8 protein-coding genes and 2 pseudogenes are annotated in these 13,375 nt (G+C 60.2%); 5 read left to right on the top strand and 5 right to left on the bottom strand.

Annotation, left to right across the window (positions count from 1 at the left end):
* Positions 1-59: 59 nt before the first annotated feature.
* Positions 60-1,121 (top strand): annotated as a pseudogene (locus tag OKW41_RS23675) (O-antigen ligase family protein); the annotation flags it as partial.
* Between the two features lie 303 nt (positions 1,122-1,424).
* On the top strand, positions 1,425-2,570 hold the full coding sequence (locus OKW41_RS23670; RefSeq protein WP_429574373.1) for a glycosyltransferase family 9 protein: 1,146 nt from the start codon (positions 1,425-1,427) through the stop codon (positions 2,568-2,570).
* A 678-nt stretch (positions 2,571-3,248) separates the two neighbouring features.
* Here OKW41_RS23670 and OKW41_RS23665 read toward each other — a convergent pair.
* From OKW41_RS23665 to OKW41_RS23650, 4 genes are all read right to left on the bottom strand, one after another.
* Positions 3,249-3,521, bottom strand: coding sequence for a hypothetical protein (locus OKW41_RS23665; RefSeq protein WP_429574134.1), 273 nt, complete (start codon positions 3,519-3,521; stop codon positions 3,249-3,251).
* A gap of 89 nt (positions 3,522-3,610) precedes the next feature.
* Positions 3,611-3,847 (bottom strand): hypothetical protein, encoded by a 237-nt coding sequence (locus tag OKW41_RS23660; RefSeq protein WP_187638707.1) that lies wholly within the window; start codon positions 3,845-3,847, stop codon positions 3,611-3,613.
* A gap of 443 nt (positions 3,848-4,290) precedes the next feature.
* On the bottom strand, positions 4,291-4,542 hold the full coding sequence (locus OKW41_RS23655) for a DUF1488 domain-containing protein (RefSeq protein ID WP_429574372.1): 252 nt from the start codon (positions 4,540-4,542) through the stop codon (positions 4,291-4,293).
* 2 nt (positions 4,543-4,544) lie between these two features.
* Positions 4,545-4,736, bottom strand: a complete 192-nt coding sequence (locus OKW41_RS23650; protein ID WP_429574133.1) for a hypothetical protein — start codon at positions 4,734-4,736, stop codon at positions 4,545-4,547.
* A gap of 593 nt (positions 4,737-5,329) precedes the next feature.
* Between OKW41_RS23650 and OKW41_RS23645 the strand changes: the two are divergent.
* From OKW41_RS23645 to OKW41_RS23635, 3 genes and pseudogenes are all read left to right on the top strand, one after another.
* Positions 5,330-6,032: pseudogene (locus OKW41_RS23645) on the top strand (IS6 family transposase).
* A 917-nt stretch (positions 6,033-6,949) separates the two neighbouring features.
* Positions 6,950-9,202 carry a filamentous hemagglutinin N-terminal domain-containing protein gene (locus tag OKW41_RS23640; RefSeq protein WP_429574132.1) on the top strand — a complete coding sequence of 751 codons (2,253 nt, stop codon included), beginning with the start codon at positions 6,950-6,952 and terminating at the stop codon, positions 9,200-9,202.
* Positions 9,203-9,515: 313 nt separating this feature from the next.
* Entirely contained in the window at positions 9,516-10,085 is a 570-nt protein-coding gene (locus OKW41_RS23635; RefSeq protein WP_266262245.1) for a hypothetical protein, read from the top strand.
* A gap of 680 nt (positions 10,086-10,765) precedes the next feature.
* Here the strand turns inward: OKW41_RS23635 and OKW41_RS23630 are convergent.
* Positions 10,766-12,679 (bottom strand): SMP-30/gluconolaconase/LRE-like region family protein, encoded by a 1,914-nt coding sequence (locus tag OKW41_RS23630; RefSeq protein WP_429574131.1) that lies wholly within the window; start codon positions 12,677-12,679, stop codon positions 10,766-10,768.
* Positions 12,680-13,375 lie beyond the last annotated feature (696 nt).

Raw genomic sequence — 13,375 nt, 5'->3', positions numbered from 1 at the left:
TTCGAATTTCCGGGCTCGGCCTGAGCCATTCGCTTCTCCATTCAATATGGACGGTGCGCATGGCACAATCGGCTTGGGCTGCTGCTCCTCGCCAGACTTCAGGTTCCGACGTGATGCGTACCAACCAACTATCAGGCTGTGTCGCTACCTTGGCTGTCGTCTTGTCGCCGGCTGTAATGCTGTCGATCAGAGGGGGCACCGGCTACTGCTTTTTCGTTATATTCGCGCTCGCGCTGGCCTACCTTGGCAAAGCCGAGCATCGGCGTCGTGCGGCGGCGCTGTTTCGCGACCACCGGCTCTTCGTGCTGGGTCTGATCGGCCTGCCGGCCGTCGTGCTGTTCCAGATAGCGGTTCTTCGAAGCAGCACGTTCCCAGCGCTCGATCCATTCCTGCGGCTGGCTCTCGTCGTCCCGAGCTTTTTCTATCTGGGGTCGCTGGCGTACCGGCAACTCCGCCTCGTGCAGTGGGGATTTGTGGCGGGCGCACTGGGCGTCGGTACGTGGGCCATCTACGCACACTTTCATCCAGCCGTCTGGCTCGCCCCCGGTCGCCTCGGCAATTCATTTACCAACCCGATCCCATTCGGCGACACGGCATTGCTGCTCGGTTTCCTGTCGATTGTGTCGATTGCGCGAGGCAGGCGCGCGCGCGTAGCCGAGGTGGCGATCAAGATCGCGGCGTTTCTGCTCGGCGGATATGCGTCGTATCTGTCGGGCTCGCGCGGGGGCTGGATTGCGGTGGCGTTGCTCGTATGGACAACCGTCGGCGGCCGGCACTGGCTCGCCAGCAGGCGGGCACGCATGACATTGGGCTGTGCGATCGTGGCGTTTGTCGTGGCAGTCGGATCCACCAGCATTGTTCGCCAGCGGGTCGACGCGACCGTGTCCGACTTCAAGGAACTGCAGCAAGGCAACATCGATACGTCGCTTGGCCTGCGGCTTCACTTGTGGCGCGCGTCCGCGCTCCTGTACTCGCGCCATCCGGCGTTTGGCGTGGGGCGCGGCCGTCTGGAGGAGGCGCTGAACGAGCTTGCCCAACGCGCCGAGGCGCCGCGGGCGATCGTCAACGCGGGCGCACATAGCGAGTTCTTTTCGACGCTATCCCAAATGGGAACGGTGGGCGTGGCCGCACTGCTGCTTCTGTACGTCGGGACCTTCACACCGTTCTGGCGGAACCGGCTCAGCGCGGACGGCGAAATCGCTACCGCATCGTATCTGGGACTCGCCGTGGTTGGCAGTACGATCATCTTCGGGTTGACGATCGACGCGTTGACGCTCGTGATGAGCGCAGCCTTTTTCGCGCTGAATGTAGCAACACTGCTTGCGTGGATCCAGGCGCGAAGGCGGGAAATCGGCGAAGTGGGCAACTCACGTGCGCTGAAGCGGGAACGATCTGCGCGAACGAAAGTGGACAACTCGCGTGCGCTGAAGCTGGCGCGGCCTCCGCGAACGATTCTCGTGGCCTGCCCGCGTCGCATAGGCGATGTGTTGCTGGTGACACCGCTGGTCCGGTCAATGAAGACGCAATGGCCCGAGTCAATGATCGACATGATCGTGTTGCGGGGCACAGAGGGGGTACTGGAGCACAACCCGGACCTGCGCCGCGTCATTGCTGACGCTCAGCGCGCCCCGCTGCGTGAGCGAATTGCCGGCGCGGCGCGGATCTGGCGGCGTTACGATCTTGCCTGCGCAGCCACCGACTCCGATCGCGCACTGATTTATACATGGCTTGCCGGCCGCAAGCGGATCGGGCTCGTCAATGCCGATCGTGTGAAGTGGTTCGCCCGCGTCATGCTTCACCGTATCGCGCTCGACCGGCAAGCGCAGGCACACGTGGTGCCGAACACCCTCGAACTGGCGCGGCTGGTGGGCGTGACGCCGCGCGGGGAGGTGGTCGCACCGGGCATCGGTCCCGATCCCGAGCGCAGGGCCCGGTTCGAGGCGCGGTTCAACGCGCCGCCCGGCGCGATGCCGGGGCAGCCCATGGTCGTGCTGCACCCGTGCGCCATGTACGGGTATAAGCAATGGACCGTCGAGGGCTGGGCCGCGACAATCCGCTGGCTGCGCGCGCAGGGCTTTGCTGTCGCGCTGGGCGGAGGACCAGCGCAGGCCGAGCGCGCGTATGCCGCGCAGGTGGTCGCGGCGGCTGGCGAGCCAGTCCTGAATCTGGTGGGTGAGCTGACGCTCGGCGAAACGGCGGAAATGATCCGGCGTGCGAAGATCTTCATTGGTCCCGATACGGGTACCACGCACGTTGCGGCCGCATGCGGCACGTTGACGATCGCGCTGTTCGGCCCAGGCGACCCGGTTCGCTGGGGGCCGTGGCCATGCAACTGGCCGGTGGGTGAGGCGCCATGGGCTCGACGCGGCTCAGGCCTGCGCGGCAACGTGTACCTGTTGCAGGGGGAGAGCAAGTGCGTTCCGTGCCGGCAGGAAGGGTGTGGCCGGCATAAGGAAAGCACAAGCGATTGTCTGACCGGCCTGCGGGCAAGCCGCGTGATTGCTGTCGCTGCGCTACTGCTTGGTATTCAGGCGCCGACACAGGCTAAGATCGTCGACATCAGCCGATAGAGGCGCCCTGTGGGCGTTGCCTGAATCGCCGGACCTACGATGAGATGCCAGACAAGATAAATGCGCTTCGACGGCATAGCAGTTCAAGCGAAGACCATTCAACGGCATGCTTGTAGCCAGCGCGCTTTGCGACAACGCTATGCGCCTGTGTACTAATAGTACGGGCTTTGAATAATCCGTAGAAGCAACGGAAGTTGCGACAGCGGACGTTGCTGCTCCGGTTCTGCGACGATTCGCGAGTGTCCGCCCAGGCCGTGAAGTTGCCGGCCGACATGACCGCACCAATGACCGTTGCACCTTGATACTGTTGAAAAAGTCGCGGCGTGGTTTTCTCAGTTCTCCTGCGCGAAAATCGACCTCTCAGATCGGCCTACAAACCGCTCGCGCGTGCCCGCTAAGGGTAAGAAGACCCCTGAAAACCTCGCGACAGAGACGGTCAGCGACTTTTTCAACAGTATCCCTTGGGAACAGCCATTGATGGAGAGCCGACCCGAAGGGCCGCAGTGGATCGATTTTCGCCGCTCGACAGGACGTATGAGATCAGGTGTTATGTAAATCGTACGGCAGCTTTCAGGTGCAACGGCCATTCACGGACGGCGTCCGCAGTAAGTCGCAAGGCTGGGTGGGCGATACGCAGCGCATAAACGCATACCTTCATCCCCTGATCGCGTCAGAACGTTAAAGGTTGGCGAGCAACGCAAGTTGATGTCTGGTTTCGCTGCCTTCCACCAACGAGTAAGAGCACAAACACTTCCGTTCGTCGGACGAGAACCCGTGCTCCCGGGAAAAGCTGTCCCAGCGCGCGTCTTCGATCGCCATCGGTTTGCCGTGCGCGCGCGCGAACGCGGTCATCATGTGACTTGCCTGGCCGCGAATCAGCACGCGTTCCCGGTCCAGAACGTACGATTCGTGTTCGGCGCGAAGAATAAAGTAGTGAGGAATTTCGTGCATTTTGCCACTCTGTGGGCCGTCAACTTACCCTTGATGGCCGTACCCGGTCCGCTCACACAGCGTACGGAGTGGAGGAAACGGGGGTGGGGTCAGTCAACTGGGCCAAGCAACACGTCGATTGCCGCTTGTCCGGCAATTTCGGCAACCAGGTAGGCCCATCGTTCAGTGAAAGGGCCGTTGCGCAACGGTATGCGGCCTCCCCGGGCGCCGAGCACCTCGAGGTTGGTGCCGCCTTTTATCTGAAAAGTCACGTCAAACATGTCCTTGGCAGCCGGAGTCAATTCGACATGAATCTCGAAACTGCGATACGCGATCATCCGGTGCATGAAAGACTCCGATCGGTCATTGGAGGCTAGCATGAAAGACAGCCTTGAACGGGTTGGGCCAACTGCCGGCTATGAGTTCAGCATGCGCCTGCCTCACGGCCCTCAAAAGGCTGTTCTCCGCAGGCGCCCTTAGGAACCAATAACGGATTTGGTCAAGCGCGCCCCGATTGTTGATGAACCAACGGAGGTGCCGAACGTCCAGAACTGCTGCCTGTTGTCCGTTCGTACCGCTGGAGCCACGTGACGAGCGACGCTTTCGAAGATGACAGTCCCGCGTTGCGAATGTCAAAGTTTCGAAGACTTTGAGCCTCTGAACGTAAATCGATCTTGCCCTGATGCCGTCGCAGAGTAGAACTCCGTTTGTGAGTGGCGGCAAAACGAAGTATTTGACGTCTGCGCCGGCCCAAGCGAAGGCTACTCGTTGGAGAAACAGCTGTGGAATTTCATGAAATCGAATATCGATTCTGGGGGCCACGGACATACTGCCTTTTCGCTATTTCAAGTAACTTCCCGCGAAATTCGTCAAATGCCACAAGAACGGACCGTTCGTCTGATCCGAGCGCCGGTTGCAGGCCTTTTAGCGTTGCACTGTCGACCTGAAACGTGATTTCCCGGGAATCGTCATATCCCCAGAAAAGTACGCAATGCCGCGTGGCATCGTAGCTACGGCTCGGATTCGGAAAACGGAGCGCCACGATCAGTTTTTTGCAATCTCCGCTGGATATCGCCACTTGCCCACGGTGGAATCGATGAGTGAATAGCTGATGCGTCTCTGTTCTGCCCGGTTAGCGTCCGTCGCTTCAAGCAGATGAGCCTGCGCCCGGCGATCCCGGTTGTAAGCGGTCTCGGTTGCCGCAAAAGGAACGGGTTTCTTGATATCTAATCGCATGGACTATCTCCGAAAGGCCGGTCTAGAAGTGCCACCAGTCTGCTCACTGTATACCCTTCCCGCCGTCGGAACTCCTTTTATTACGTTGGCCTTAGGTCCAGTGCTGTTGCGGCAACGAATCTACTGTCAATTCAACCGCACCCCAAGCTCAATTTTTTGCGTCTGCGAAAAAGTTCGTGACGGATTTACCTCGACTTAAGCAGCGTTAGACCCAACTGTGAGCCGTCGCCGCGCTGCTGAAACACGCCCTCCGGGTGTCCAGCACCGAAACCGCGAATCTCTTCATACCGCTTTCTCCGACGGTGATGTGCTCGAGTCGAGCGCCAGTTGCCTGGTTTCTTCGATAGCAGCCTGCAAACGCTCTTTCCGCGCGCGCAACTCGGTTGTTCCCGGGCTGCGTGCGGCTTCGCCTAGCGACAGTTGTTCCTCGATAAGCCGCAGGCTCTCCTCCAGCCGCCGGACAGCCGACCAGAGCGCGTTTTCAGCTCAGCTCCGCTGCGCTGCTCCGACTCAAGCGACAGCGCCGAAAATGGTTTCGTCGCAATAGCAGCGGCTGGTATGCTGGGGGACCTTACAGAATGATGTGAACGACAATGAAAGCGCTCAGTCCGGCGGTAGCCAAGGTGCTGAAGCGGTTGCACTATCCGCTTGAGATCATGTTGGTGTGCGTGCGTTGGAAATGTACGTGGCCTACCCGCTGAGCTTGGGCAATCTCGAAGAAATGATGGCCGAACGCGGGATCGCGGTCGATCATTCGACCGTTCACCGGTGGGCCATCAAGCTTCTGCCGGTGCTTGAAAAGGCGTTCCGCCGCTGCAAGCGCCCGGTCGGCAAGAGCTGGCGTGTCGACGAGACCTACATCAAAGTCAAGGGGAATGGACCTATCTGTACCGCGCCGTCGACAAGGCCGGCAACACGGTTGACTTTCTGCTGCGAGCCAGGCGGGACAAGGGAGCGGCCCGACGGTACTTCGAGAAGGCCATCGATCAGAATGGCGTGCCCGAAACCGTAACCATCGATAAAAGCGGTGCCAATCTGGCCGGGCTGCACGCCGTGAACGCCGAGCGTGAGACGCCCATCACGATCCGCCAGGTCAAGTATCTCAACAACATCGTGGAACAAGACCATCGGGCGATAAAGCGCCGTACCCGACCCATGTTGGGATTCAAGATATTTCGTTGTGCGCGCATCTTGTTAAGCGGCATTGAACTTATGCATATGATCGCCAAAGGGCAGATGAAAGACTGCGGCATCGGACAGACTCCCGCGGAGCAGTTCTACTCGTTAGCGGTATAAGTGATCCTAATCATGCGGGCCATTGTTCAACGCACTTTTTCTTATTGCGACAGAACCCCCGAAGTTCATGCCGGTCCACGCACATCATTCGCCGGACTAGGAGGACGGGTCGGAACCGGCGCTTCTCCAGGCCTGCTCTGCGCCTTCAAACAATTCCAGCGAGATTTGCCAGCACGATAAGTCTTCGCCATCCTTTGGCATTGACGCAGGTGAAGCGACGGGATGCATGAAGCAGTTTTGACCGCTTTCCACAGACGCGGTCCCTTGTACACGCGTGACCGACCGGAATCGCCGAGACGAGTGAAAGGCTGGGTCGACCTTCATGTCCGTCTCCTCCAGGGCGTCAATCGGCCAGCCACTAGCCTTCCGCGAACGGCGGTTCATGGCCGACTAGCGTCTGAAGACTACGCACAAAAATCATCCGGGGCGCATCGAATTCAAAAGGCATAAGCCGACGCGACGTGATCTCTTGTGGAACTGGAAACGCGCGGCTATCTCTTACTGCCTAGCCTTCCACCCAAATGGGTTCATCAGGATGATGCTCTCGAACGACATCGATTGCGTGTGCCAACGTTTCAGTATTCTCGGGCCGAACCTTCTGTGTGAATTCTGTCACGTGCACCCCGGTTGAGCGAAGCGTTGTGAGTTGCTCGTGGGTGGGTTAGGATGCCTCCACTCACCCACCGTCGGCAATCGGGATTATCGCGGCTCAGTTTTTCAAATGCAGCGACTCCAGCTGTGGACCGCGCGAAGAAAATCATATTTCCTCTCAAGGCGCAAAAGCAGTGAATCACGGCGCGAAACGCCGATAGTTCCTGTTAGTTACGTGCGCAGTTTATGTCTATGCTGCTCTGGCCACGCCTTCAAACAAATTTCCGGGCCTAGTGGCATGCCGATCCTGCATAGGAGAGGAAAGTATGTCGCTCAATACGCTCTCACTGCGCCCGCCTCATGGTGCGCGCAGGCTACCTGCTGTCTCCATCATCGTTTCGCTCCTAAGTCTTTCGTGCGCCGCACCGGTGCTCGCGGCGGGCGTCCTGCCTCAAGGCGGCGCGTATGTGAGCGGTAGCGGCTCCATTGCTACTTGCGGCGATACGCTGACCGTCACGCAGCCGGGCTCCACACACGGCGTGATCGACTGGAACCGCTTCTCGATCGGCCGGAACAACACGGTCAACATCAACAACGGCGACGGCGCGACGCTCAATCGCGTGACAGGCGGCGCGCCGTCGATAATACTCGGCAAGCTCAACGCTACGGGCAGCGTCTACCTGATCAATCCGCAGGGCGTGGTAGTCGGTCCACAAGGCGTAGTGACGACGGGCGGGCGCTTCGTTGCATCCACCCTCGATACCGACAACGCGTCGTTCATGGCCGGCGGTCCGCTCACGTTTTCCGGCCAGTCGACGGAGCGTGTGGTCAATCTCGGCAACATCGGCTCGACCAACGGCGACGTGCTGCTGATCGCCGCGAGCGAAGTCGACAACTACGGCAACATCAGCGCGCCGAACGGCACGGCCGAGATCGCGGTCGGCAACAAGGTGCTGTTGCAGGACTCGTCGGGCTCGCCGCAGATGTTCGTGCAGACGGCGAGCGGCGGCGCGATCGTCAATACGGGTGCCGTCGAAGCGGCGCAGGTGAACCTGCAGGCCGTCGACGGCAACATCTATGCGCTCGCCGGCAACGCGGATGTTTTGCGCGCGACTGGTACGGCGGTGCGCGACGGTCACGTGTGGCTCGTCGCAGGTCCGAAAGGACAGGTGATTCTCGCGGGCAATATCGCCGCGAAAAACGCGGACGGCAAAGGCGGCACGGTCGATATGGATACGGGACTCTTCACATTCTGGGGCGACTTCGCGAAAGTCGTCGCGGGTCAGTGGAACGTCACGCTGCCCGCCTACACGTTTGACAACGGCGCGTCGCGTTCCTTCACGCGCAGCCTCAACGACGGCACATCGATTTCGATGACGACCACCGGCGCGAACGGACAAAGCGGCGACATCAACGCCGACCAGAGCATTCAATGGACGGGCGGCGCATCGCTCGTGCTGAACGCGGCACATAGCCTGACGGTCAGCCCGGGCTTCACGTTGAGCAACCAGGGCAGCGGCGCGCTGACGCTGCGCGCGGACGCGGCGGCGGTCAACAACGGCGGCAGCATCACGAACAACGGCACGATCGACTGGTCGCAAAGCACCGGCACGGTCAGCGCGCTGTATGACATGACCGGCAGCTATACGCCGGGCACCATGCTCGCGAACAGTGCGTGGGTCGCGCCGGAATACAGCGGCCTGCTCACGCAGATCACCGGCTACAAACTCGTCAACTCGGTCGATGACCTGCAAAACATCGCGAACGATATGAGCGGCAACTACGCGCTGGGCCGTGATATCGACGCGACGGGTTACGCGTTCAAGACGCTGGGCTTCGCCAGCAAAGTGCCGTTCAGCGGGCAGTTCGACGGCATGTGGCACAGCGTGTCGCACATTAGACCCGACACTGACGCGGTCTTCAGCGACATCGCCGCAAACGGCGTGGTGCGGGACATGAATGTCCTCGATGCGGTGTCCGGCACTTACGCGCCGTCGTACAAACCAGACGGCATTCTGGCCATGAGCAACTACGGCCTGATCGTCAATACTTTCACATCGGGCTACGTGTCGGGGTACAGCAACGCGTCGGGCGCGAGCATCGGCGGACTTGTCGGCACGAATTACGGAACAATCGCGCGTTCCGGCAGCAACGCCACCGTCTCCGCCGACTCCGGCGGTGGCGGCCTGGTCTACGATAACGAGGGGACGATCACCCAGTCATACGCTACCGGCATCGTCGCGGCGAATGAATCGCGCGGCTCGTCGGGCGGCCTCATCCACCAGGGTAACGGCACGGTCACGGAGTCGTTCGCGACCGGCCAGGTCTCTGCGTTCAATCGCGTAACGGTCGGCGGGATCTGCGACTACTGCACCGGGCTCGGCAGCGACGTCTACTGGAATACCGAAACGACGGGCCAAGCGAAGAGCGGCGGCAATCTTCCCGCGTCGAACGGTCTGACCACCGCGCAGATGAGTGACCCGACGAGCTTTGTCGGCTGGAACTTCGGCAGCGATGGCGCCTGGGTGATGCCGGCGCGCGCGACGCATCCGGTGCTGCGCTGGCAGGTCGAGCATTGAGCGAAAGATGCCTCGGCTGCTGCGTTCGCACAGTGCGCGAGATTGTCGCCAATCTAGGGGCGTTGGTTCAATGACCGCATCTGGCCGATCACTGCCTCATGCGGTCGGCCCCCTGCGCAGATTTTGCAGCCCGGCCAATGAGGGTTTTTCCTCCTCCTGCCTTGATTTTCATTGCCTAACATTCAGCGCGGGGTTTCCGACCGCCCCAAGGGGCCCAAGCGCTCGTCTGTGGGACTGGCAGCAGGAATCGTTCCAACGGCCGCAGAACAGCGGCACCCTAGCTCAGGTTCGGCACTGGAATCTAGGAGATGATATGACATCGAAATCGTTGAAGCGGTTGTCTGGCGCGGCCTTGGCGCTGCTGGCGTTCACTGGGTCGGCTTACGCCGAGGGAGAGTGTTCGGTCGCCAAGTTGAAGGGGACGTTCGCGTTCAGTGCGCACGGAAATCTTCTCGGCATCCTCGAGCCGGTTACCGGCACACTCCATCCTCTTGCTACGCCTGCCATCATCGACGGTGTGGCTATCCAGACTTTCGATGGAGCCGGAAGCATTTCGAGAAGAACTGATTTCCTCAATACGAACGGTGCGCCGAGAGGTGGACAGACCGACTTCAATCCCAACCAGTCAGGCACCTACACGGTCAAGTCGGACTGCACGGGTACGATGCACATCAAGTATGACAGCGGGGCGGTGCTTGACGCCGAAATTGTCATCGCGGACGACAGCAGCACCATCAAAGGCATTCTGAGCAAGGAGACAGTGCCGTCTTTCAATACCACCCCGGACGGCACAACATGTACGTTCGGCTGTGCCTTGGGTGTGCAGGTGAGCCTCGACGGCAAGCGAACGGAAGGGTCGAGCGAGCGGCAACGAGACAGATAGCACTTCAGCGCCGCCTCGACGCTATCCGTTTGCGGCCGAACAAGGTGTGGAATCGGTCGCAAGCTGCCGCCGCTCTCCGCGCCGCCGCCCCAACACTTGGGGCGGATTCGCTCTGCTCCCACGCGGCGCTCAGCTAAGAGTCAGCGATTCTACTTGAAGTAGTGGACGTCTCAACTTTCAGCCCTCGACCTGATTGAAACGAACCAACGATTGACGACGAAGGTCCGTTAACCGAATGAACGTGACGTTTGAGTGTCCCTGGGATCGCCCACGCGACAGGCTGAAACTGGCCGGAAGTACGCATTGACCCAACCTGCAGGAAAACTGCCGATGACGACTCCAATGCCCCCTCTGGAGAGAGTTCGCTGAACTGGCGCAATCGGCCATCAACGGCCGTTCGACTTCGTCCACAGACAGACACTCGAACGTCAGCTCCGCAACCAGACACCGGGCATTCGCTGCGTCAGTAACAGCGTCGCATCACAGGCAACGCGATCTGCATCGACAGACCAGCCTGGGCTGATCGTTTTCGGAACGGTTCGCCGGCACCAGCGCTTCTCCCCTTCCGCCGACAAGGCCATTACCGCTCGGAATTAACCGTCCCCTGACCATGTCTGGAAGAATCAGACAATGCGACAGCCAGTCCGACGCCGGCAGCGGAGGCGCGGCGAGCCGGGCGATCAGGGAGTCCAACGATAAACAATGATGCTGGAGCCGTTGTAGTTATCCTTCGTAATCACGTACTCCCCGGTCAACCGACGATACGATCGAAGCCCGTACATCGAATCCACGTCATTGCCGACGTACACGGTATCGGGGCTGCTGTTGATCAACGTGGTGTCCAGGCTACCTGAGTTGAGATTGAAGGCGTCGATGTTGGGTACGGTGTGCACGTATCCAACGAAGAGGTAGTTGCCCACTGCCGTGATCGACTTGGGATTGGCGCTGTTGATGTTGATCACCGGATCAGGAGCGGAGGTGTTGCCTGCGAGCCAGCCGTGATACACCTCGACCCTCGTTCCGATCGCCGTCCAGTCCGTACTTCCAACAATGCCTTGCGCGAGAATCATGGTGTCGCTTTCCGGCAGGTAGATGATTCGCGTCAGTGGTGCAATAGTACTCGGAATGGGAATTGGAGTTCCTGCTCCCCATGTTGGCTTGGCGTCGGCATCAAAGCCGGTCAACCGGTAGTGCCAGATGGCGTCCGTCTTGTCCAAGCCGGCCCAGACGTCGCCCTTGCTGTCAAGGCAGAACCCATTCCTGATCCTTGCTGTCGTATTGAACGCAAGACCAGGAATCGTGGCGTCCGGTATGGCGATGTAGCCATTCGCAGCGTTGAAGTGGAAGAAGTAGAAGAAGTCCGGATTCTGACCGGCTGCGACAAGGATCCGGTTTGCACCGACCGCAGCGAGTTGACTGAAGTGCTCACCGCGGCCCGGATCGCTCATGTTGATACGTGGATCGGACGGGTAGGTAAGAGGGTCGACGGTGTTCGCTACGAAGGTTCCCCCAGCGGTGCCAGTGTAGATGTTGGTTCCGCCGAAGAAGTACGTGCCGTCAGTCAGCGGGTCGGGCGCAGCGATCCCCTCGAAGTTGAGTGACTGCAGCGCGTAGCGGAAATTACCTGCGTAGTCGTAGACGTGCAGGTCCGTGCCACCATTCCGGCCGAGATCCCACGTCCCGCCCCACGGGTTATTCAGTACATAGAGGTTGCCAGCGGCGTCCCTGCCGAGGCCCGTTACGCGCGTGAACCGCTTCGGTCCCACCTGGCCCTTCGTTCCCGTCGTAGCGTCAAGATATCCGCCCGTGACCCCGAACGTTCCTGTCAGGACAGGCGCAGCCGACACGTCGTAGGACTTGACGTTCATGTCCGGCCCTTCGTCCCCGATCATGAGGTGCTGGTTCGTCGGGTCGAAGTAGAGCGCTGACGGACGCGCCGCAGTGCCAAGGTCGATGGTGCCCAGCACCGTACCCGTGGGGCTTAGGTGGAGCAACGTACCAGCAGCCTCTTGAGCGATCCACAAGTTGCCATGCCTATCGATAGCGAGTGCACCAGGACCCGTGACGGCGAGGTCTCGCACCCAGGTCCCCGCGGTGGTATAGATCCGGACCCGGTTTCCGGGGAAGTCACTCGCATAAAGAAATTGACCCCACGTCGCGAGCCCGGTGATCACGTCCGCCCGCCGTTCGGTCGTGTCCGCGCTGACCGCGATCATCAGGTCACGGGCATGGGTTGCGCGGTTGTAGCGGCCGACGACCCCACTGCCGTAGGCCTTATTGAACTGTAGCGCTGCGAAAATGTAGGTGCTATTCCCAGTAAGAGCGCCACCCTGGAACTCACCGTGAGCCCCTATGGACCCCACGCTTTGACGGTTCTGGTAGATCGCGATGCCACCTTCGTTTTCGTCCCACATGGAAGCCGTATAGATGACGCCCTCGGGCGCTACCCACATGGAACGCGCGACGTTACCCACGCGCATGGCGTTGGTTCCAAAAGTGTTCGCCACCCAGTCGGTGGTGTACTGTCCATGACACTCCGATGCAACCGTGGCGATCAGGACTGCGGCAAGGAATGCGGCACGGATTCCCTTCATGACTTAGCTCCATTTGCACCACGTGCAACGGCTGCCATCACGTGACCGGATGGTTTTTCGTCGTAGCGGCTGGATGCGGTCCGACGCAGTGGAATCAGCGGGCCGTTCAGGCCTGCGTGTTCCGCACCGGTTTTGTCAGTCAATCGACGTGCGTTAAAAGTAGTGCTCCGGGCGCAAAGCTCGAAGACGAAACCGGGCGTTAGTGTGCGATTGGGCACATTGATGGCTTCGAACGGCCCGCCATGGTGGAGGCGGATTGGTTGCGTCGCCCGGATTTCGTGCAGGGAAAAGAGTGAACTGGACCAAGTCGCGTTTTGTTGGGCTGGATTGACCACAATTCAGTGGTCAACGCTTATAGCACTACCCGCACCGTGCGGTTCGTTAGTGAGCGGTTTGCCAATTCCCGCAAGCGTTCAGCCTTGGTCAAACAGTCCGGGCCGAACAGCGTACTCACGGCAACCGATGCCTTGACGGTGTTCCGCCAATTGGAGGTGGGCCGCTGCTGCCGCAAAGGGAGATGGAAATTCAATAGTGGAAGTTTTCATAGCACTGTCACATTGGCGGGAGGTACCGCCGGCGTGATCGACCGAATGACCAATCCAGTTTTCAAAGCTGCCGTCGGGGCGGCGTCACGTTGAATGTCAGAAGCGGGTCGGCTACGGCCGCGCGTCGGGCAGCAGGCGGCCATCTTGAGAC

The organism is Paraburkholderia sp. UCT70, from assembly GCF_050434085.1.
In the GTDB taxonomy this organism is placed as follows: Bacteria; Pseudomonadota; Gammaproteobacteria; order Burkholderiales; family Burkholderiaceae; genus Paraburkholderia; species Paraburkholderia tuberum.
Note: the sequence above shows the minus strand (reverse complement) of the source record. Positions and strands in the feature narration are given on the sequence as shown.